The sequence below is a fragment of the Streptococcus sp. 2018110 genome (assembly GCF_019754115.1).
Lineage (GTDB): Bacteria > Bacillota > Bacilli > Lactobacillales > Streptococcaceae > Streptococcus > Streptococcus hashimotonensis.
This window is the reverse complement of the sequence record NZ_JAIJZO010000013.1, coordinates 32,452-52,259: the sequence shown is the minus strand read 5'-3', so window position 1 is coordinate 52,259 and position 19,808 is coordinate 32,452. Positions and strand designations below refer to the sequence as shown.

Here is a 19,808-nt window from a genome sequence, read left to right as displayed (position 1 = left end):
AGTAAGGTGAGTAAAGAAAATAAAAAACAAGTACAATCTACTTCAACTCCTCCAGGTGGCTTCCGTGTCATCGCGCGGGAGTTTATGAAGGATCGACTTGCATTGACCTCATTAATTATATTAGTGACGGTTCTCTTGGCAGTCTTTATCGGAGCGCTTCTGTTGGATCAAGAACAAGTTATGAAAGTCAACCTTTTGGGACGTTACTTGGAACCAGGTGTTAACGGCTATATCTTGGGGACAGATGAAGGTGGTAAAGATATCTTTGGTCAGTTGATTATCGGTGCTCGTAACTCGATCATTATCGGTTTTACCATTACGATTATTACTAGTATCGTTGGTATCTCTATCGGTCTGATTTCTGGTTATTACGGTGGTCGTTTGGACGGATTCTTGATGCGTATTGTCGATTTCATCATGATTTTGCCGGTGACTATGTTGATCATTGTTTTCGTGACAGTTATCAAGAACTATACGATCTATCACTTCATTCTCATCATGAGTGCCTTTTATTGGACGGCCAAGGCTCGTCTATTCCGTACAAGGACTTTGTCAGAGGCAAGCTTGGATTATGTCAATGCATCAAAAACATTGGGAACAAGCGACTTCATGATTATGTTCCGTGAAATTTTACCAAACTTAAGTTCATTGATTATCGTTAACTTGACCTTGAACTTTGCGGGAAATATCGGTATCGAGACTTCGTTGACTTATCTTGGTTTCGGTCTACCATCGACAGTACCAAGTTTGGGTACCTTGATTGCCAATGCCCGCAATGCAGATATTTTGGAAAACAAGACATGGATTTGGTTGCCAGCAGCCATCTTCATCCTTGTGATGATGCTCTGTATCAACTATGTCGGACAAGCTTTCCAACGTGCAGCAGATGCTAAGCAGCGTTTAGGTTAATTGTGAAAAGGGTTCCTTTGGGAGCTCTTTTTTTGTAAAATCCGATGTAACAAGCTTGTTTTTTACAGAAAGCAGAAAATGTGGTAGAATGGAGTGATAAAACTATTTGAGGTAACGAATTATGACTGTTAAAATCAATACTAAAGACGGCCAAATCGAATTGACTGATGACGTGATTGCCACAGTTGTTGGCGGTGCTACGACTGAGATTTTCGGTGTTGTTGGGATGGCTAGTAAGTCTGCGATCAAGGATAATTTTCAAGCACTTTTGAGAAAAGAAAATTATTCTAAAGGTGTTGTAATCAAGACCTTGGAAGATGGTCGCATTGCAGTCGATGTTTATACTGTGATGAGCTACGGTGTAAAGATCAGTGAAGTATCTCGCAATATCCAAGAACGCGTTAAGTTCAACTTGGAAAATCAACTAGGTATCTCTGTAGATGCCGTCAATGTCTTTATCCAAAATATCAAAGTCGTAGGAGAATAATTGTGTCTAAAATTACAACTAGTTTATTTCAAGAAATGGTGCAGGCAGCATCAACTCGTCTGAATAAACAAGCCGAATATGTGAACTCACTCAATGTTTTCCCAGTTCCAGATGGGGATACTGGTACCAACATGGGGATGACTATTACCAATGGTGCTAAAGAAGTAGCAGATAAATCTGCTTCTACTGTTGGAGAAGTTGCACAAATTCTTTCTAAGGGCTTGTTGATGGGAGCTCGTGGAAACTCAGGTGTTATTACGTCGCAATTGTTCCGCGGTTTTGGTCAATCTGTTAAAGGCAAGGTTGAATTGGACGGTAAGGATTTGGCGCAAGCTTTTCAACATGGTGTAGAAGTGGCTTATAAAGCCGTTATGAAGCCAGTTGAAGGTACAATTCTTACTGTTTCTCGTGGGGCAGCCACTGCTGCTTTGAAAAAGGCAGAAGAGACTGATGATGCGGTTGAGGTCATGCGTGCTACTCTTGACGGTGCTAATCGTGCTCTTAAGAAAACGCCAGAGATGCTTCCAGTCTTGAAGGAAGTTGGTGTTGTCGATTCAGGTGGACAAGGTCTTGTTTACATTTATGAAGGCTTCTTGTCAGCTTTGACAGGTGAGTATATTGCTTCGGAAGATTTTGAGGCGACACCTGCTGTTATGTCTGAAATGATCAATGCTGAGCACCACAAGTCAGTTGCAGGTCATGTAGCGACTGAAGATATTACCTTTGGTTATTGTACCGAAATCATGGTGGCTCTTCGCCAGGGTCCTACTTATGTCAAGGACTTTGATTATGAAGAATTCCGTAACTACCTTAACGACCTTGGGGATTCCCTCCTTGTGGTCAACGATGATGAAATCGTTAAAGTCCATGTCCATACAGAAGATCCAGGTTTGGTCATGCAAGCGGGTCTTCAATATGGTAGCTTGGTCAAGGTAAAAGTGGATAATATGCGTGAGCAACATGAAGCTCAGGTTGAGAAAGAAGAAAGTTTCCAAAAACCGGCTGAACAAAAAGAGTATGCTATTATTGCGGTAGCTGCTGGGGAAGGTTTGACAGAAATCTTCAAATCACAAGGCGTTGACTATGTGATTTCAGGTGGTCAGACTATGAACCCATCAACAGAAGATTTTGTCAATGCTATTGAATTGGTCAATGCCCGTAATGTCATCTTGTTGCCAAACAATAAGAACATCTTGATGGCGGCTCAGACGGCTGCTGAGGTTGCAGAAGTTGCGGTTAAGGTTGTGGAAACCAAGACCCTGCCACAAGGGTTCACTAGCTTGCTTGCTTTTGATCCAAGTCGTGATTTGGAAAGCAACTTTGAAGCGATGACGGCATCGCTTGCAGAGGTGAAAAGCGGTAGCGTGACAACTGCGGTCCGCGATACAACCATTGACGGTCTTGAAATCCATGAGAATGATAACCTTGGTATGGTTGATGGCAAGATTGTGGTTTCTAATCCAGATATGATGGAAACACTTGTCGCTACATTTGAGAAAATGCTTGATGAAGATAGCGAAATCGTGACAATCTATATCGGTGAAGATGGTAATGAAGAATTGGCTCAAACTCTTGCTGAACAGCTAGAAGAACAATTTGAAGATGTCGAGGTCGAAATCCATCAAGGAAATCAACCAGTCTACCCATATCTTTTCAGCGTAGAATAAACAAAATCGCAGGCTCTGGCTTGCGATTTTTTCTGTCGACTTGTCGACAATTTCCAGTAGACCTATGACAAACTACTGGGGCTATGGTATAATTAAAGACATGTATAGTCAGAATGAAAATGAATTGATTGCCATTGGTGAGAGAATTGGAAAAGCCTGTAAGCCAAATCAAGTTCTAGTATTATCAGGGGATTTGGGTGCTGGGAAAACAACTCTGACCAAGGGTTTGGCCAAGGGTTTAAAAATTGAACAGATGATTAAGAGTCCTACTTATACGATTGTTCGAGAGTATGAGGGGACCATGCCACTCTATCACTTAGATGTTTATCGAATTGGAGATGATCCTGACTCGATTGATTTGGATGATTTTCTCTATGGAGGTGGTCTAACGGTTATCGAGTGGGGAGAATTACTGGATGTCAGTCTATTTGATGACTATTTGCTCATTCGTATAGAGAAAGAGGGAGATGGTCGACGATTGACAGTCGAATCTCATGGGGCTCAAAGTAGCGATTTAGCGAAGGAGTTCCAAAATGTCTGAAAAAGAAGTGTATTTTAGTGAAGCTGAACCAGCTGATGCAGCAGCTTTTATTGATTTTATGAATCAAGTTGCTAGAGAAACGGATTATCTGGTCATGGATGAGACTGGTTTTCGATTTAGTGTTGATGAAATGGAGACCATCTTCGAAGCAGGAATCGAAAATCCTCGTGAATTGTGCCTGCTGGCTAAGGTTGGTTCGGAAGTCGTCGGCGCAATTTCTGTTAAGTCCTCTAAGCAGTTTCGCATTAGCCATATCGGAAATATTTTTATTGCAGTAAAAAAAGCCTATTGGGGTCACGGTCTAGGGACGATTTTACTGGAGGAAGTATTGCATTGGGCAGAGGAAATGGATGTATTGAAACGTTTGGAATTAACGGTTCAGGTTCGCAATCAGGCGGCAGTACATTTATACCAAAAACTAGGATTCAACATTGAAGGAACCCAGGTACGTGGGGCTAGAACAGATGAAGGAGAATGGCTTGATCTTTATTATATGGGCAAGTTAATTGGTGAAGTATGACAATTGGAAAAAAAATATTCTTAATGTCTTTGGCTATTGTTGGTTTAACACTAGGTGCCGGCTTAATATATGGAGCCAGCTTGTTAAATTTTTCTACAGGTACTATTTCAAAAACCTATAAGCAGCTAGATGGAGAAAAAGAAATCACTCCTATTGATGCGACAGAGCCCCTAACCATCCTACTGATGGGGGTGGATATGGACCAAGCAACCCGTGGGGGAGATTGGGAGGGTGGTCGTAGTGATTCGATGATTTTGGTAACTGTTAATCCTAAGACTAAGGAAACCAATATGATGAGCTTGACTCGTGATATTATGGTCGAGATTGCAGAAGCGAATGGGGAGTCTTCAGGAACGGTTGAAAAACTAAATCATTCTTATAGCTACGGACAGGCACCGATGGCCATTGCCACGATCGAAAAGATGATGGATATTAACATTGACCGCTATATCGAAATAAATATGGATGGTCTGATTGAGCTTGTTGATGCGGTTGGAGGTATTGAGGTAAACAATACTCTTGGCTTCCCTATATCCATTTCGGAACATGAGCCTGCCTACACCTCTATTGTTCAGCCGGGGAAACAGTTGGTAAATGGGGATCAGGCGCTGGTTTATGCTCGGATGCGCTATGATGATCCTGAGGGTGATATCGGACGTCAGAGACGCCAACGAGAAGTTATCACGGCTATTATAAAAAAACTCCTCCAGTTAGATGGTTTGACCCAGTATAAGAAGATTCTGACCGCCATCTCCAATAATATGCGAACCAACATTGAGATTAGTCCTGCGACAATTCCAAGCCTCTTGGGTTATAAAGACTCGGTCTCTAAGTTGAATTCCTATCAGTTGCGCGGTGTGGACCAAATGGTTGATGAAATCTATTATCAATTACCAACCAGTGAACATCTATTGGAAATGCAAAATATTTTGAAAAAATCTATCGGCTTAGAAGAAAAGACCGACTTAGTCACAAACGTGAAGGTCTACGAAGGACAGATGGGATTACCAAGTCCAATCAACGTTTATGATGTATATACAAATCTCTTGCTGTTAGAAGCAAGTCCATGGGCAGAAAGCTTGGATCCGGAAATAGGGAGTCCATCGGCTACTACGACTGTGACAACAGAAGAGCAGGTAACCGATTTTTCAACAGAGCCAGTACTCGGTGATGAAAACGGGTCACAATAATGTAGTCATTCAGTTCTTCTTTTATTACTTTGACGAGCGAGTACTAAAAGCCTATAAAAATAGAGGTCGTTTGCAACCTCTCAGATTGAAGAAAAAGTCCATTTTGGACAATTTTCTTCAATCTTTTTTCTTTATGTTGAAAATAAAAAAGCTCTCAGAAACGTCGAAATATCAATGTTTCTAAGAGTTTAATGACTTGCTATCTTTTGCAAACTTCTTCATTTTTTTATATTTTTATAGGCTTTTAGTTTACTTTTAGTACTCGCTCCAACTATCTGGGAGATAGTTGGAGACTGGGGATAAAGTGAACGATGTTCACATCAAAAGCCGCAGGCATAACTGAAGTTAGGCAAGGCGAGTTCAAACAATCCAGTGGAGTGTTTGAAGTTGGAAATAAGGAAACAGAGTTTCCTCTTACGTCCAAGTAATAAAAGAAAAACTAAATGACGATATTTGGAAATTCCCTATGTTAGGGAGTGTTATTCTCATTCTGGTATTTTTTGAGAATCTGTTGGATTTCTTCCAAGTTTCCTGCAATGCTTTGCTGATAGACTCGAGTCTTATATTGTAAGTCAGAAGCCATTTCCTGCAAAGGTTCTTGAAAACTTTGGATAATGGCAAGTTGTTCCTGAATATTGTCCTTGCTCAATTGAATATCTGATAGAAGTTGTTTAGTTTCCTGTACTTCTTTAGCAATTTTATCCCGATGCGTGACTGCAAGGAAGCTGGCGGTAGCGGCGCTTACGGCTAAAATGATATTACGAAGTTTCATATTATTCTCCTAGATAGAGCTCTTGTGCCAGTTGAGCCAGGGCTGGGAAGTCAGGGTCGTTGGCTTTAAATTGAATGTTCAATCCATCTTGATTGTTAAAGCGTGGTAAGAGATGGATGTGTGTATGAAAGACGGTTTGTCCAGCGGCCTCCTCGTTGTTATTAACGATGTTTAGACCACTAGCTCCAAGTTTTTCTTTTAACTGACGGGCGATGGATGGCACAACAGAAAAGAGTGTGGCCGCAGCTTCTTCATCCATGTCAAGCACGTTTCGGTAGTGTTTTTTAGGGACGACCAATGTGTGTCCTTTTGTGACCTGAGTGATGTCTAAAAAGGCTAATACTTGGTCATCTTCGTAGACTTTTGAAGCTGGTATTTCTCCAGAGATAATTTTGCAAAAAATACAATCCGACATAATGGCAACCTCTTTCTGGGATTTTTGTTATAATAATTATATCAAATTGTAGGAAGAAATGTATGTTAGAAGTAAAAAATGTAACTGGAGGGTATGTCAATATCCCGGTTTTGAAAGATGTATCTTTTACGGTTGAGGATGGTCAATTAGTTGGTCTAATTGGCTTAAATGGTGCAGGGAAATCAACGACTATTAAGGAAATTATCGGTCTTTTGACACCTTATCAAGGACAGATTGCAATTGACGGCCTAACTTTGCTACAAGGGGCTGAAAATTATCGGAAGAAGATTGGGTTTATTCCTGAAACACCAAGTTTGTATGAAGAACTAACCCTCAAAGAGCACTTGGAAGTGGTAGCAATGGCCTATGATTTATCCTGGGAGCAAGCTTGGGGACGTGTTGAGCACTTGTTAAAACTGTTTCGCTTGGATGAAAAATTGGACTGGTTTCCTGTCAATTTTTCAAAGGGAATGAAGCAGAAGGTCATGATTATTTGTGCTTTTATGGTGGAGCCGAGTCTGCTGATTGTTGATGAGCCTTTTCTGGGATTAGACCCTGTGGCTATCTCTGACTTGATCGCTCTTTTGGAAGAAGAAAAATCTAAGGGCACTTCCATTCTCATGTCCACTCACGTTCTTGACTCAGCTGAGAAAATGTGCGACTCTTTTGTGATTTTACATCAGGGACAGGTCCGTGCAACTGGAAATTTGGAGGAGCTACAAAGCGCATTTGGTATGGATGGTGCAAGTCTGAACGAAATTTATCTGGCCTTGACGCAAGAAGGAGTGGCTGGATGAAAGAATTGTTTCAACAACGCCGACTAGATTTTTTAAATCGTTGTTCCAAGTATCTGCGCTATGTTCTGAATGACCATTTTGTTTTGGTTCTCATGGTTTTATTAGGCTTTTTGAGTTTGCAATACCGTCAATTATTGTTGTCATTCCCTGAGAATCCGTTGCCGATTGTTTTGGTGGTTATTGCAATCAGTCTACTGGTGCTATTGTCCGGAAGAATTGCGACTTATTTAGAAGAAGCTGATCAAATCTTCCTATTGACCAAGGAAAAAGACATTCTGCAAGGACTCGAGGTTGCAGCCAGACGCACGGTCTTGTTTTGGTCCTCTATACAGGTGGTGGTTCAGCTTGTTTTGTTACCAATCTATTTGAAACTGGGTTTACCGGTGTGGATGATTGTAGCTGGCCTTCTTACTTTGTTGGTTTTAAAATGTCTTCTTGTCAAGCGCCAATTAGTGGCTTATCAGTCACAGGGAGTATTGGACTGGTCTAAGGCTATTCAAGATGAACAAAAAAGGAAACAGTCTATTTTACGTTTCTTTGCCTTGTTTACGACGGTTAAAGGCATCAGCGCTACAGTTAGACCGAGAAGCTATCTCAATGGAATCTTGCGTCTTGTCAAGTCGAGACAGACTTGGTTTTATCTCTACTTACGGGCTTTCTTGCGTTCAGGAGACTACTTGGGCTTGACGATACGTCTACTGTTGTTGGCGATTTTGTCTCTATTTGCCATCGAAGAATCGTGGTTATCCATCGGCCTAGTTTTAGTCTTTCATTATTTGCTTGTCTTCCAGTTGTTGGGGCTTTACAAGCATTATGATTATCAATATGTAACACAACTGTATCCTTTGGAGAAAGATTCCAAGAAAATCGGTCTTCAGAATTTGCTTAGAGTGATTTTATACAGTCTATTACTGGTGGAATTGGGCTTTGCTCTGCTATTTTCTAAAGAGAATACGATGGTAGTCGTCTTACTTCTCGTGGGGATTTTCCTGCATGAAATATATTTGCCTCTAAAATTAAAAAAATTGATTGACTAAATAGACGAAAATTAGTAAAATAGTAAGGAATTTTTAAAGGAGGAAAGGCATGCAGTTTGATACCAGTGGGCTACAATTACAGTCTATTGCAGGAAATAGTGGCAAAGCGTTTAAAGGCCTACGGTCAGACGGAACGCCAGTCTTTGTGAAGTATGAGATGCCTCCGATAGTGTCTGCTCTTGCGCGTGAGCAAATTACACCACCCGTTTTGTCAGCAAATCGTGAAGTAGGAATGGGGCATCGTGTAGAGCAGGAGTGGTTGAATGGTCGTACCTTGGAGCGTCAAGATATGACTAGTAAACAGATTCGTCAAATACTGGTGAGAATGCACTATTCTCGTATTTTACTCAATCAGGCTTTGCAGATGAATTATACCTATATGGAACCTCAGGATTTGGTTTATCGTTGGCAAAAAGAGGCGCCAACTAGATTGGGACAGAATTCTTATCTGCAATCTATCTGCCAAGATTTATTGAATAATCTACCAAGATTCCGTCAAGAGGTGGCAACATTTGTTCACGGAGATTTGCATCATAGTAACTGGGTAGAAACGACGTCTGGTTTGGTGTATTTGACAGATTGGGAGACCGCTTGTGTAACGGATCGGATGTTGGATGTTGCCTATATTTTGACGCATTATATTCCTCGTCAGTCCTGGGAAGAGTGGCTTCGGGCTTATGGCTACAAATATAACAGCACAGTATTAAATAAGGTTTATTGGTATGGCCAGCTTGGCTATCTAAACCAAATTGCTAAGCATGTAGAAAGCTACAATGTTTTGGCTGCAAATAAAGAAATTTACGCTCTACGGCAATTCCGTCAGAGTTTCTATAAGGAAGTATGAGAGTTAGAAATCGTAAGGGAGCGAGTGAGCTTCTAGCAAACAATCCCCAGTATGTTATCTCCAATCCAGAGGAATGTAAGGGGAAATGGGCAGAGATTTTTGGAAACAATAATCCTATCCACATAGAAGTTGGTTCTGGTAAAGGTCGCTTTGTCACTGGTATGGCTGCGCAAAATCCAGATATTAACTATATTGGTATTGATATTCAGATGACCGTGTTAAGCTATGCCTTGGACCGTGTGCTTGAAGCTGGCTTGCCAAATATAAAATTATTGCAGGTGGATGGTTCGAGTTTGACCAACTATTTTGCACCGGCAGAGATAGATCAGCTTTATCTGAATTTTTCAGATCCATGGCCTAAGAAACGTCATGAGAAACGCCGTTTGACCTACAAGTCATTCTTGGATACCTACAAGGAAATCCTGCCTGAGAAAGGAGAAATCCACTTCAAAACAGATAATCGTGGTCTGTTTGAGTATAGCCTGGCTAGTTTTTCTCAATATGGCATGGTCTTGAAGCAAGTTTGGCTAGATTTGCATGCTGATGGTTTGGAAGGCAACGTTATGACAGAGTATGAGGAGAAATTCTCAAACAAGGGTCAAGTTATCTATCGTGTGGAAGCACAGTTTTAATAATTCCCTTAGTGGAAAATGAGGAGAGGTCTAGCAGAGACCTTTTTCCTTTGTCGAATAAACTAAATGACTATAATCCATCGTTTTCCTTTACAAATAGGGATAGATATGATAGAATAATGGAAGTGAATAATGAGAAAAGGGGTTGGCGTCAGTCAACCCTTTCCCTGTACACGGATTTCTGTATATAGAATGAATGATAGTACAAGGGAGTTTACTGTCAAAGGAAATAGAGAGTCCTGGATAGTGCGAACTATTTGAGTAATGTATTTCTAGCGACTGTAAAAGTAGGAGGTGTTTATGTCATCAATTATTGAATTGGTCACAGCAGCAATTACCCCCGCTATTCAAACTCCTTACGAGTTGGTAGATGTGGAATATGGTAAAATGGGCGGTGACTATGTCCTATCGATTTTTGTCGATAAGGAGGGTGGAATTTCCCTTCAAGATACGGCAGATTTATCCGAAAAGATCAGTCCGATTTTGGACACTATCAAACCAGACCCATTTCCAGACCAATACATGCTGGAGGTAACAAGTCCAGGTTTGGAACGTCCTTTAAAAACGGCAGATGCTGTTGAAAAGGCAGTTGGAAAGTACATCCATGTCAAGCTCTATCAGGCAATTGATAAAATCAAGGTTTTCGAAGGAACTTTGCTCTCCTTTGATGGAACAGACTTGATTATGGAATATATGGATAAAACTCGTAAGAAGGAAGTGACTATTCCTTACCAGACGGTGGCTAAGGCCCGTTTGGCTGTTAAGTTATAATGCTCTTTCATGAGTATTTTAAAAGATATTAGACTTTAAGAAAGGACCTTTTGAGCGCAAAAGGAAAACAACATGAGTAAAGAAATGCTAGAAGCCTTCCGTATTTTAGAGGAAGACATGGGTATTAACAAAGCGGATATCATTGATGCAGTTACAGAGTCGCTTCGTTCAGCTTATAAACGCCGTTATGGTCAATCAGAATCAGCAGTGATTGAATTTGACGAGAAAAAAGGCGATTTCCATGTATTTACTGTTCGTGAAGTAGTAGATGAAGTATTTGATAGCCGACTAGAAATTAGTCTAAAAGATGCCTTGGCTATTTCATCAGCTTATGAAATGGGTGACAAAATTAAATTCCAAGAAGACCCAGCGGAATTTGGACGTGTAGCTGCTCAATCAGCTAAACAGACCATCATGGAAAAGATGCGCAAACAAAAGCGTGCCATTACCTTCAATACCTACAAGCAACATGAAAATGAGATTATGTCAGGTACGGTAGAGCGTTTTGATAATCGCTTTATCTATGTCAACCTTGGTACGATTGAAGCACAGTTGTCAAAACAGGATCAAATTCCTGGTGAGGTTTTCCAATCTCATGATCGCATCGAAGTCTATGTCTACAAGGTAGAAGACAATGGTCGTGGGGTTAACGTATTTGTCAGCCGTAGCCATCCAGAAATGATTAAACGTCTCATGGAGCAGGAAATTCCAGAAGTATACGATGGAACAGTTGAAATCATGAGTGTTGCCCGTGAAGCTGGAGACCGTACGAAAGTGGCTGTTCGTAGCCATAATCCAAACGTGGATGCCATCGGTACTATCGTTGGTCGTGGTGGTTCAAATATCAAGAAAATCACTAGCAAATTCCATCCAGCTCGTTATGATGCTAAGAATGACCGTATGATTCCTACTGAGGAAAATATTGACGTTATCGAGTGGGTAGCTGACGAAGCGGAATTTATCTACAATGCCCTTGCACCTGCTGAAGTTGACCAAGTATTGTTTGACACGGAAGATGGGAAACATGCTACAGTCGTTGTACCAGATGATAAGTTGTCATTGGCAATTGGTCGTCGTGGTCAAAACGTTCGTTTGGCAGCGCATTTGACAGGATTCCGTATCGACATCAAGTCAGCATCGGAGTATGAAGCTTTTGAAGCAACTCAATATGCAACAGACGAAGTTGTAGAAGAAGTCGAAGAAGAACAAGAATAAGGCAAAAGGAGCAACCATGGCAAAAGCTAGAAAAATACCCTTGCGCAAGTCTGTGGTGTCCGGTGAAATCATCGACAAACGGGATTTGCTCCGTATTGTAAAAAATAAAGAAGGTCAAGTATTTATCGATCCAACAGGCAAGGCAAATGGTCGTGGGGCTTATATCAAGCTTGATAATGATGAGGCAAGCCAAGCTAAGAAACGTCGTGTCTTCGATCGTTCCTTTAGTATGGAAGTGGCCGAAGAATTTTACGATGAATTAATTGCCTACGTTGATCATAAGATCAAGAGGAGAGAACTTGGACTCGAATAAGAGACAGAAAATCTTAAATTTATTAGGTTTGGCCCAGCGAGCTGGTCGCCTGGTTTCGGGTGAGGACCTGGTTGTTGAAGCTATTCAAAAAGGGCAGGCAAAGTTGGTGTTTTTAGCCGAAGATGCTGCTGGAAATTTAAGTAAAAAAGTAACAGATAAAAGTCATACCTATCAAGTAGAAGTTGTAACAGTGTTTTCAACACTGGAATTGAGTGCAGCTGTCGGCAAGGCTAGAAAAGTTCTTGCAGTGACAGACGCTGGATTTACAAAGAAGATGAGGTCTATTATGGAATAGAACAGGAGGACAAGGCATTGTCTAAGAAGAGATTGAATGAAATAGCCCGTGAATTAGGCGTAAGCAGTAAGGAAGTTGTTGCTAAGGCTCAAGAATTGGGCTTTGAAGTCAAGAGCCATGCTTCAAGCGTAGATGAAGCAAGTGCTAAACGCCTTGCAGAAAGCTTTGGTGGACAAAAATCAGAGGCAACTAAAGTTGCGGCAAAAGTTAGCAAGCCTGAGAAGGTTGATGAAACTCCAAAAGTGGAAACAGCCAAGGTAGAAAAAGCTAAGGAAACACAGCCAGTAGTAAAAGAAGAAGTTGCGACAAGTGCAGTACAATCAGCTCCACATCGTCCACAGAGTCGAAACTTTAAGGCAGAACGTGAAGCACGTGCCAAAGAGCAGGCAGCTAAGCGAGCTCAGGGTCAAGGAAAAGGTGGTCAAGCTAAATCTGGTCAGGACCGTCGTGATAACCGTCAACAAGGTCAGGGACGTTCAAACAATGAGCGAAATGATCGACGCGACAATCGTCGTGACCAGCGTTCAGAAGAGCGGAAAGACAACCGATTTGGTGATCGTCGCGATAATCGTGACAACCGTCGTCAGGACAACCGTTCAGGTCAGTCAGCTCGCTTTGAACAAAGAGAGGCTGCAAAACCAGCAGGACCTAAAATTGACTTCAAAGCGCGTGCTGCTGCTTTGAAAGCAGAACAAAATGCGGAGTATGCTCGTACTAGTGAAGAACGTTTTCGTCAGGCTCAGGAAGCTAAGAAGCAACCTAAGAAGCCAAAAGAAATTAAGTTTGAAGAACCGGTTGTGGAAAGCAAACCATTTGTGAAGCCAGCACCTGTTGCATCGGTACCAGAGCAAGTTGCAGAAACTACTGTAGATACCCGTCGTAAGAAACAAGCTCGACCAGATAAAAAACGTGACTTTAATAGTGACGAAGAAGATGGTCCACGGAAACAACAAAGAAATCGAAATAGTCAAAATCAAGTGAGAAATCAAAGAACAAGTAACTGGAATAACAACAAGAAAAATAAAAAAGGCAAGGCTAACCAACCTGCCAAACCTGTCACAGAACGCAAGTTCCACGAATTGCCAACTGAATTTGAATATACTGCTGGCATGACCGTCGCAGAAATTGCAAAACGGATCAAACGTGAACCTGCTGAAATTGTGAAAAAACTCTTCCTTATGGGAGTTATGGCGACTCAAAACCAATCTTTGGATGGAGATACTATCGAACTCCTCATGGTTGATTATGGTATTGAAGCGAAAGAAAAGGTAGAGGTCGATAACGCAGATATTGAGCGTTTCTTCGTAGAAGAGGGCTACCTCAATGAAGAAGAGATGACAGAACGCCCACCTGTTGTGACTATCATGGGACACGTTGACCATGGTAAAACAACCTTGTTGGATACCCTACGTAATTCTCGTGTTGCTACTGGAGAAGCTGGTGGTATCACACAGCATATCGGTGCCTACCAAATTGAGGAAGCTGGTAAGAAAATTACCTTCTTGGATACTCCAGGACACGCGGCCTTTACTTCTATGCGTGCACGTGGAGCATCTGTTACCGACTTGACCATCCTAGTCGTTGCAGCAGATGATGGTGTCATGCCACAAACAATTGAGGCTATCAACCACTCAAAAGCAGCTAATGTGCCAATCATTGTAGCTATCAACAAGATTGACAAGCCAGGTGCAAACCCAGAGCGTGTCATCGGTGAATTGGCTGAGCACGGTGTTATCTCAACCGCTTGGGGTGGAGAATCTGAATTTGTAGAAATCTCAGCTAAGTTTAACCAAAACATTGATGAATTGTTGGAAACTGTTCTTTTGGTTGCTGAAATTCAAGAACTGAAGGCAGACCCAACTGTTCGTGCGATTGGTACAGTTATCGAAGCGCATTTGGATAAAGGGAAAGGTGCGGTTGCAACCCTCCTCATTCAACAAGGGACACTTAATGTTCAAGACCCAATCGTTGTCGGAAATACCTTCGGACGTGTTCGTGCCATGACAAACGACCTTGGTCGTCGTGTTAAAACTGCTGGTCCATCTACACCGGTATCTATTACTGGTTTGAACGAAGCTCCTATGGCAGGCGATCACTTTGCAGTTTACGAGGATGAGAAATCAGCTCGTGCAGCAGGTGAAGAACGTGCTAAACGTGCTCTTCTTAAACAGCGTCAAGCAACGCAACGAGTTAGTCTTGAAAACCTCTTTGATACCCTTAAAGCAGGTGAGGTTAAGTCAGTTAATGTGATTATCAAGGCTGACGTACAAGGTTCAGTTGAAGCACTTGCATCATCGCTTCAAAAGATTGAAGTAGAGGGAGTACGTGTTAATATCGTCCACTCTGCAGTTGGTGCCATCAACGAATCAGACATTACTCTTGCGGAAGCTTCAAATGCTCTTGTGATTGGTTTCAACGTTCGTCCAACAGCTGAAGCACGTAACCAAGCTGAAGCAGATGATGTTGAAGTACGTCTTCACAGCATCATTTACAAGGTTATCGAAGAGATGGAAGATGCCATGAAAGGTATGCTTGACCCAGAATATGAAGAAAAAATCATTGGTGAGGCAATCATTCGTGAAACCTTCAAGGTATCCAAAGTTGGAACGATCGGTGGTTTCATGGTTGTTCGTGGTAAAGTTACCCGTGATTCAAGTGTTCGAGTTATCCGTGATGGTGTTGTAGTATTTGATGGTAAACTAGCTAGTTTGAAACGCTATAAAGATGACGTGAAAGAAGTTGGTAATGCCCAAGAGGGTGGTTTGATGATTGAGAACTACAACGACTTGAAAGTTGATGATACCATTGAAGCTTACATCATGGAAGAAATCAAAAAATAATATTTTCTCACTGTCAAAATCATAGACAAGTGATTTTGTCGAGGAAGTGACAATTTAATAGATTTTAGTAGGTTTTAAAGCAATAGTTTTTAATCTACTTGGATTATTCAAGCTGGGGAAACTCAGCTTTTCTATCATCTAAGAAAGGAAAGAATATGGCGAATCATTTTCGTACAGACCGTGTCGGGATGGAAATCAAGCGCGAAGTCAATGAGATTTTGCAAAAGAAAGTTCGTGATCCACGTGTGCAGGGAGTGACCATTACAGATGTTCAGATGGTCGGCGATTTGTCAATGGCCAAGGTTTACTACACAATCATGAGTAATTTGGCATCCGATAATCAAAAAGCACAAACGGGTCTTGAAAAAGCGACGGGAACCATTAAGAGAGAACTTGGTCGTAAGTTAACTCTTTATAAAATTCCGGATTTGGTCTTTGAAAAAGACCAATCAATTGAGTACGGTAATAAAATTGACCAAATGTTGCGTGCTCTTGATCAGAAAGATTAACAACAAAAGTCGGATGGAAACATTCGGCTTTTTTTGGATTGGATGCTTTGTCCATATATGGTGGCGTTTACAAGCCTTCGGAAAGATGTTATACTAAGACCAAAGATAGAGCACAGGAGGAAGTTATGAAAACATTTATTAGTAAACTGATGTTAGTGTCCACGGTTGTACTATTAGCTGCTTGTCAGTCTAATCAGGTAAAAGGTGGTGAGAGTTCTAGTTCTAGTACTTCAAGCCAAGTTTCAGATAGTTCTAGTTTGCAGCAAGCGTCAACAATAGCATCTAGCTCCGAGACGCAAGCATCCTCAGCGACCACTCCTGAGCTAAGTGAGGTATACCAATCAGTTATTGATCGTTATCAAGCGAATATGGGGCAGCCTGCTGAGGCAATCAATCAGGATGAGGTCAGTAGCTATCTGAGCTTATTAACTAGCCAGGGGCAAGAATATAGTGGAATATTTTATAGTTTGTATGATGTCAACCATGATGGTACAGAGGAGCTGCTTCTAGCTTTGGACAAGTCGGGAGAATATGTCTTAATTGACCTCTATACTCAGCTTGCCGATGAGAGTCTACGTTTGGTGGATAATTTCCGCAATCTTGGATTTGAAATTGGACCGGACGCCCTACTTCGTCCTTTACAGGATGGAACATACTTATTTGAAGGAGATGGTGTTTTTCGCATTTATCAATACAATGCGATGATTCCAGGTTTAAAACGCATTTCTGAATCAGATACCAATCCTGAAACTTCTCCCTTGCTTGAGTTGAAAAGCTTGCATTGGGTTAAGTTATAGATTTTATCAATGATTATTCCTAGGCTGGGTTTCCCGGCCTTTTGTAGTTCCTAAGAACTTTAAGTTTTCTTTTGGCAATCTTTAATCTTTCTTTTAGGAAGGAAAGGTAAACTGGGAGCATATCAGGAAGGGATACGACTTCCTAAAGAAAGAAAAGGAATCTTTATTATGAAAATAAATCTAAAAAAATTACTTTACTCTGGTGTTACTCTTATGAGTCTTGGTGTCTTAGCAGCATGTTCATCTACTTCAAGTTCAACGACGACTGCAAGCTCAGCAGCAACTAGTCAGACAAGTGTAGCGACAACTTCAAATAATAGCACTTCATCAGATTCGAGCTCGTCATCTATTGACTGGTCAGCCCTTCCAACGACAGAAGTGACGCTTTCAAATGATGGCTTGAAAATTACTGAGGGAGGAACCTATATTTTGACTGGTTCAACAACAGCTGGTGTAACGGTTGAAACAGATGCCAATGTTCGCATCATTCTAGCAGGTGCTGAGATTTCAAGTTCAGATACTGCAGCAATCAATGTTATTAATGCTGATAATGTTGAATTGGAAATCAAAGATGGTACGACGAATACAGTGAAAGATACCAGCAATCATACAGACACCAATATTGAGGGGGCTATCCATGTTGAAGCAGATTTGACCATCACTGGTAATGGTAGCTTGACAGTTGAGGGGAACTTCCAAGATGGTATTGTATCGACGGACGACCTTGTCGTGAATTCAGGAAACATTACCGTCACTGCAGTGGATGATGGTATCCGTGGTAAGGATTCATTGACAATCAATGGTGGTACAATCAATGTAACAGCAGGTGGTGATGGTATCAAGTCAACCAATGATACAGATACGACAAAAGGTTACACAACGATTACAGGTGGTGAAATCACAGTTAAGGCTGGTGACGATGGCATCAAGGCCGAGACAAACTTGACCATTGACGGTGGGACAATCAAAGTTCCAGAATCAGTAGAAGCACTTGAAGGAACCAATATTACCATCAATGGTGGTACCTTAGATGTTTACGGTTCAGATGATGCCATTAATGCAGCGAGCACAACTTCATCAGATATCTTTATCAAGGTAACTGGCGGTGACTTGAAAGTGGCTGTAGGTAGTGGGGATACGGATGCCTTTGATGCTAATGGAGACATTTATATCTCCGGTGGTACAATCGATGTAACAGCTCAATCTGCTTTTGACTTCGATGGAACTGCTGAATTGACAGGAGGTACTGTGACAGTTAACGGTGAGCAGATTACTCAAATCACAGCAACAGGACCAGGTTCAGGAGGTCACGGTGGCTGGTAATCAATAATAATACAAAAAGGTCTGAGTTGACGAACTCAGACCTTTCGTTTGCTTTCCATATTTGGAAGATTGATTTTGTATTTAATTACCAATAATCGAATGACTAAAGAAATGGTAAAAATAGTGATGAAGGTTGGAATTTGTGGTAATTTCCAATTTACAACGCAAAGATGATAGAGGACTCCTGAGAAAAATGCAAGGACAGCATAGACATCTTCTTTAAGAACAATAGGTGTTTCATTGACGAGTAAATCACGGGCGATTCCGCCTCCGACACCTGTCAAAGCTGCCAGAATACCACTGGTTAGAGCGTTTAGCTGGAGAGAGATGCCAGTACTGGCTCCAATGAGGGCGAAGATGGCTAGACCGATTGCATCAAAGATAAGGTTTGTCTGGGAAAGGAAATGAATCATCTTCTTATCAAGTGGTTTGTCCTGCTTTAGATTGATAACAATCAAGTACATGCTAATCGCTACTCCGAGAGATAAATAGATGGCTGTAGGATCGGTCAGAGCAGTAGGAATGCGATTGGCCATCGTATCTCGAATAATTCCCCCACCAACGGCGGTAATGATGCCGAGCAAGCTAATTCCAAAAATATCTAACTTTTTCTTAAATCCTTTTACGGCCCCCGAAACAGCAAATGCGATAGTGCCTACGTAGTTACAAATCATAAGAAATAAATCGAATTCCATAAGAACCTCCGTACCTATATTAACAGAAAGAAAGACGGCGTGCAAGCTCATGTTAAAGTTTGTGAAAAAAGTTTCAAACAAGGAGGATAAATCTTTTTGGAATTTGTGAAAAAACGCACTAAATCAAGGTTTTCACGAAAATTTCTGTAAAAAGAAAACGGTTCAATTACTTGCCATTTGTGAAATATTGGTCTATCATAGTACAGAAAGAGAAAAAACTTTGGAGGAAATTATGGTATCTATCACAAAAGAACAACATTTGGACATGTTCTTGAAAATGCAACAAATCCGTGATGTTGATATGAAATTAAATAAATTAGTGCGTCGCGGTTTCGTACAAGGTATGACTCACTTCTCAGTCGGTGAAGAAGCTGCAGCTGTTGGACCTATTGCTGGATTGACAGATGAGGACATCATCTTCTCACATCACCGTGGTCACGGTCACGTTATTGCAAAAGGTATTGACATCAATGGCATGATGGCTGAGCTTGCTGGTAAGGCAACTGGTACATCAAAAGGCCGTGGTGGTTCTATGCACTTGGCAAACGTTGAAAAAGGAAACTTTGGTTCAAACGGTATCGTAGGTGGTGGTTATGCCCTTGCAGTTGGTGCAGCCCTTACGCAACAATACCTTGGTACAGATAACATTGTTATTGCCTTCTCAGGTGATTCAGCTACTAACGAAGGTTCCTTCCATGAATCAATGAACTTGGCGGCAGTTTGGAACTTGCCAGTTATCTTCTTCATTACAAACAACCGCTACGGTATCTCAACAGATATTTCTTACTCAACTAAGATTCCTCATCTCTACCAACGTGCAGCAGCATACGGTATTCCAGGTCACTATGTTGAGGATGGTAACGACGTCATTGCTGTTTATGAAAAAATGCAAGAAGTCATCGAGTACGTTCGTGCAGGAAACGGACCAGCAATGGTTGAGGTTGAGTCATACCGCTGGTTTGGTCACTCAACTGCCGATGCAGGTGTCTACCGTACAAAAGAAGAAGTTAACGAGTGGAAAGCAAAAGACCCACTTAAGAAATACCGCAAATACTTGACAGAAAACAAGATTGCGACAGACGAAGAATTGGATGCCATCGAAGCACAAGTTGCAGAACAAGTAGAAGCATCTGTGAAATTCGCACAAGAAAGCCCAGATCCAGACATCTCAGTAGCTTACGAAGATGTTTTCGTAGACTAATCTACTGTCCAGATTGAAGAAAATTTTTGATATAAGTA

Annotated in this window: 22 protein-coding genes; 19 read left to right on the top strand and 3 right to left on the bottom strand. The window is 41.4% G+C overall.

Annotation, left to right across the window (positions count from 1 at the left end):
- The first annotated feature begins 6 nt into the window (after positions 1 to 6).
- The 6 genes from K5Q34_RS08320 to K5Q34_RS08295 all read left to right on the top strand — a co-directional run bounded on the left by K5Q34_RS08320 (position 7) and on the right by K5Q34_RS08295 (position 5,314).
- A complete protein-coding gene (locus K5Q34_RS08320) occupies positions 7 to 909 on the top strand; it encodes an ABC transporter permease (RefSeq protein WP_105151097.1) in 903 nt (300 codons plus the stop codon).
- Between the two features lie 121 nt (positions 910 to 1,030).
- Complete coding sequence (locus K5Q34_RS08315; protein WP_002939192.1) at positions 1,031 to 1,396, top strand: Asp23/Gls24 family envelope stress response protein; 366 nt, start codon at positions 1,031 to 1,033, stop codon at positions 1,394 to 1,396.
- A 2-nt stretch (positions 1,397 to 1,398) separates the two neighbouring features.
- Positions 1,399 to 3,063: a DAK2 domain-containing protein gene (locus K5Q34_RS08310; protein ID WP_014638614.1), complete on the top strand. Its 1,665-nt coding sequence runs from the start codon at positions 1,399 to 1,401 to the stop codon at positions 3,061 to 3,063.
- Positions 3,064 to 3,163: 100 nt separating this feature from the next.
- Positions 3,164 to 3,604: a tRNA (adenosine(37)-N6)-threonylcarbamoyltransferase complex ATPase subunit type 1 TsaE gene (gene tsaE / locus K5Q34_RS08305; RefSeq protein ID WP_024376437.1), complete on the top strand. Its 441-nt coding sequence runs from the start codon at positions 3,164 to 3,166 to the stop codon at positions 3,602 to 3,604.
- Positions 3,597 to 4,124: a GNAT family N-acetyltransferase gene (locus K5Q34_RS08300; RefSeq protein WP_024406553.1), complete on the top strand. Its 528-nt coding sequence runs from the start codon at positions 3,597 to 3,599 to the stop codon at positions 4,122 to 4,124. The genes tsaE and K5Q34_RS08300 overlap by 8 nt, the downstream gene beginning before the upstream one ends.
- Positions 4,121 to 5,314, top strand: coding sequence for an LCP family protein (locus K5Q34_RS08295; protein ID WP_024379502.1), 1,194 nt, complete (start codon positions 4,121 to 4,123; stop codon positions 5,312 to 5,314). Before K5Q34_RS08300 ends, K5Q34_RS08295 begins: the two co-directional genes overlap by 4 nt.
- A 469-nt stretch (positions 5,315 to 5,783) precedes the next feature.
- Here the strand turns inward: K5Q34_RS08295 and K5Q34_RS08290 are convergent, their stop codons facing one another.
- Positions 5,784 to 6,086 (bottom strand): hypothetical protein, encoded by a 303-nt coding sequence (locus K5Q34_RS08290; RefSeq protein WP_024383569.1) that lies wholly within the window; start codon positions 6,084 to 6,086, stop codon positions 5,784 to 5,786.
- A 1-nt stretch (position 6,087) separates the two neighbouring features.
- Complete coding sequence (locus K5Q34_RS08285) at positions 6,088 to 6,501, bottom strand: HIT family protein (protein WP_024411979.1); 414 nt, start codon at positions 6,499 to 6,501, stop codon at positions 6,088 to 6,090.
- Positions 6,502 to 6,563: 62 nt separating this feature from the next.
- On the opposite strand from K5Q34_RS08285, the gene K5Q34_RS08280 reads away from it, so the two are divergent.
- From K5Q34_RS08280 to K5Q34_RS08225, 12 genes are all read left to right on the top strand, one after another.
- The gene (locus tag K5Q34_RS08280) at positions 6,564 to 7,298 is read left to right on the top strand and encodes an ABC transporter ATP-binding protein (protein ID WP_002942356.1); all 735 of its coding nucleotides are present in this window, start codon (positions 6,564 to 6,566) and stop codon (positions 7,296 to 7,298) included.
- Positions 7,295 to 8,335 (top strand): ABC transporter permease, encoded by a 1,041-nt coding sequence (locus tag K5Q34_RS08275; RefSeq protein WP_221864829.1) that lies wholly within the window; start codon positions 7,295 to 7,297, stop codon positions 8,333 to 8,335. The genes K5Q34_RS08280 and K5Q34_RS08275 overlap by 4 nt, the downstream gene beginning before the upstream one ends.
- Positions 8,336 to 8,384: 49 nt before the next feature.
- Positions 8,385 to 9,179, top strand: a complete 795-nt coding sequence (ccrZ, locus tag K5Q34_RS08270; protein WP_002942360.1) for a cell cycle regulator CcrZ — start codon at positions 8,385 to 8,387, stop codon at positions 9,177 to 9,179.
- Positions 9,176 to 9,811 carry a tRNA (guanosine(46)-N7)-methyltransferase TrmB gene (gene trmB, locus K5Q34_RS08265; RefSeq protein WP_053864083.1) on the top strand — a complete coding sequence of 212 codons (636 nt, stop codon included), beginning with the start codon at positions 9,176 to 9,178 and terminating at the stop codon, positions 9,809 to 9,811. Before ccrZ ends, trmB begins: the two co-directional genes overlap by 4 nt.
- A gap of 300 nt (positions 9,812 to 10,111) precedes the next feature.
- Positions 10,112 to 10,582, top strand: a complete 471-nt coding sequence (gene rimP, locus K5Q34_RS08260; protein WP_002942369.1) for a ribosome maturation factor RimP — start codon at positions 10,112 to 10,114, stop codon at positions 10,580 to 10,582.
- A 72-nt stretch (positions 10,583 to 10,654) separates the two neighbouring features.
- Entirely contained in the window at positions 10,655 to 11,797 is a 1,143-nt protein-coding gene (nusA, locus tag K5Q34_RS08255; RefSeq protein WP_014638606.1) for a transcription termination factor NusA, read from the top strand.
- A 16-nt stretch (positions 11,798 to 11,813) separates the two neighbouring features.
- The gene (gene rnpM / locus K5Q34_RS08250; RefSeq protein WP_002942375.1) at positions 11,814 to 12,110 is read left to right on the top strand and encodes an RNase P modulator RnpM; all 297 of its coding nucleotides are present in this window, start codon (positions 11,814 to 11,816) and stop codon (positions 12,108 to 12,110) included.
- Positions 12,097 to 12,405 carry a YlxQ-related RNA-binding protein gene (locus tag K5Q34_RS08245; RefSeq protein WP_002942377.1) on the top strand — a complete coding sequence of 103 codons (309 nt, stop codon included), beginning with the start codon at positions 12,097 to 12,099 and terminating at the stop codon, positions 12,403 to 12,405. The genes rnpM and K5Q34_RS08245 overlap by 14 nt, the downstream gene beginning before the upstream one ends.
- 17 nt (positions 12,406 to 12,422) lie before the next feature.
- A complete protein-coding gene (infB, locus tag K5Q34_RS08240; protein WP_105151100.1) occupies positions 12,423 to 15,245 on the top strand; it encodes a translation initiation factor IF-2 in 2,823 nt (940 codons plus the stop codon).
- Positions 15,246 to 15,400: 155 nt separating this feature from the next.
- Positions 15,401 to 15,754 carry a 30S ribosome-binding factor RbfA gene (rbfA, locus tag K5Q34_RS08235; RefSeq protein ID WP_002942382.1) on the top strand — a complete coding sequence of 118 codons (354 nt, stop codon included), beginning with the start codon at positions 15,401 to 15,403 and terminating at the stop codon, positions 15,752 to 15,754.
- Between the two features lie 125 nt (positions 15,755 to 15,879).
- A complete protein-coding gene (locus tag K5Q34_RS08230; RefSeq protein WP_105134832.1) occupies positions 15,880 to 16,551 on the top strand; it encodes a colicin lysis protein in 672 nt (223 codons plus the stop codon).
- A gap of 168 nt (positions 16,552 to 16,719) precedes the next feature.
- The gene (locus K5Q34_RS08225) at positions 16,720 to 17,874 is read left to right on the top strand and encodes a carbohydrate-binding domain-containing protein (protein WP_105136332.1); all 1,155 of its coding nucleotides are present in this window, start codon (positions 16,720 to 16,722) and stop codon (positions 17,872 to 17,874) included.
- A 35-nt stretch (positions 17,875 to 17,909) separates the two neighbouring features.
- Here K5Q34_RS08225 and K5Q34_RS08220 read toward each other — a convergent pair whose 3' ends face one another.
- On the bottom strand, positions 17,910 to 18,569 hold the full coding sequence (locus tag K5Q34_RS08220; protein WP_024401072.1) for a trimeric intracellular cation channel family protein: 660 nt from the start codon (positions 18,567 to 18,569) through the stop codon (positions 17,910 to 17,912).
- 232 nt (positions 18,570 to 18,801) lie between these two features.
- Here K5Q34_RS08220 and K5Q34_RS08215 point away from each other — a divergent pair, with 232 nt between their 5' ends.
- Positions 18,802 to 19,770, top strand: coding sequence for a thiamine pyrophosphate-dependent dehydrogenase E1 component subunit alpha (locus tag K5Q34_RS08215; protein WP_013730549.1), 969 nt, complete (start codon positions 18,802 to 18,804; stop codon positions 19,768 to 19,770).
- Positions 19,771 to 19,808: the final 38 nt, after the last annotated feature.

Excerpts from the sequence above, each read along its gene's own strand:
- K5Q34_RS08315 (WP_002939192.1), top strand. The coding sequence starts at position 1,031 with ATGACTGTTAAAATCAATACTAAAGACGGCCAAATCGAATTGACTGAT.
- tsaE (WP_024376437.1), top strand. The coding sequence starts at position 3,164 with ATGTATAGTCAGAATGAAAATGAATTGATTGCCATTGGTGAGAGAATT.
- K5Q34_RS08300 (WP_024406553.1), top strand. The coding sequence starts at position 3,597 with ATGTCTGAAAAAGAAGTGTATTTTAGTGAAGCTGAACCAGCTGATGCA.
- K5Q34_RS08295 (WP_024379502.1), top strand. The coding sequence starts at position 4,121 with ATGACAATTGGAAAAAAAATATTCTTAATGTCTTTGGCTATTGTTGGT.
- K5Q34_RS08290 (WP_024383569.1), bottom strand. The coding sequence starts at position 6,086 with ATGAAACTTCGTAATATCATTTTAGCCGTAAGCGCCGCTACCGCCAGC.
- K5Q34_RS08285 (WP_024411979.1), bottom strand. The coding sequence starts at position 6,501 with ATGTCGGATTGTATTTTTTGCAAAATTATCTCTGGAGAAATACCAGCT.
- K5Q34_RS08280 (WP_002942356.1), top strand. The coding sequence starts at position 6,564 with ATGTTAGAAGTAAAAAATGTAACTGGAGGGTATGTCAATATCCCGGTT.
- K5Q34_RS08275 (WP_221864829.1), top strand. The coding sequence starts at position 7,295 with ATGAAAGAATTGTTTCAACAACGCCGACTAGATTTTTTAAATCGTTGT.
- ccrZ (WP_002942360.1), top strand. The coding sequence starts at position 8,385 with ATGCAGTTTGATACCAGTGGGCTACAATTACAGTCTATTGCAGGAAAT.
- trmB (WP_053864083.1), top strand. The coding sequence starts at position 9,176 with ATGAGAGTTAGAAATCGTAAGGGAGCGAGTGAGCTTCTAGCAAACAAT.
- rimP (WP_002942369.1), top strand. The coding sequence starts at position 10,112 with ATGTCATCAATTATTGAATTGGTCACAGCAGCAATTACCCCCGCTATT.
- nusA (WP_014638606.1), top strand. The coding sequence starts at position 10,655 with ATGAGTAAAGAAATGCTAGAAGCCTTCCGTATTTTAGAGGAAGACATG.
- rnpM (WP_002942375.1), top strand. The coding sequence starts at position 11,814 with ATGGCAAAAGCTAGAAAAATACCCTTGCGCAAGTCTGTGGTGTCCGGT.
- rbfA (WP_002942382.1), top strand. The coding sequence starts at position 15,401 with ATGGCGAATCATTTTCGTACAGACCGTGTCGGGATGGAAATCAAGCGC.
- K5Q34_RS08230 (WP_105134832.1), top strand. The coding sequence starts at position 15,880 with ATGAAAACATTTATTAGTAAACTGATGTTAGTGTCCACGGTTGTACTA.
- K5Q34_RS08225 (WP_105136332.1), top strand. The coding sequence starts at position 16,720 with ATGAAAATAAATCTAAAAAAATTACTTTACTCTGGTGTTACTCTTATG.
- K5Q34_RS08220 (WP_024401072.1), bottom strand. The coding sequence starts at position 18,569 with ATGGAATTCGATTTATTTCTTATGATTTGTAACTACGTAGGCACTATC.
- K5Q34_RS08215 (WP_013730549.1), top strand. The coding sequence starts at position 18,802 with ATGGTATCTATCACAAAAGAACAACATTTGGACATGTTCTTGAAAATG.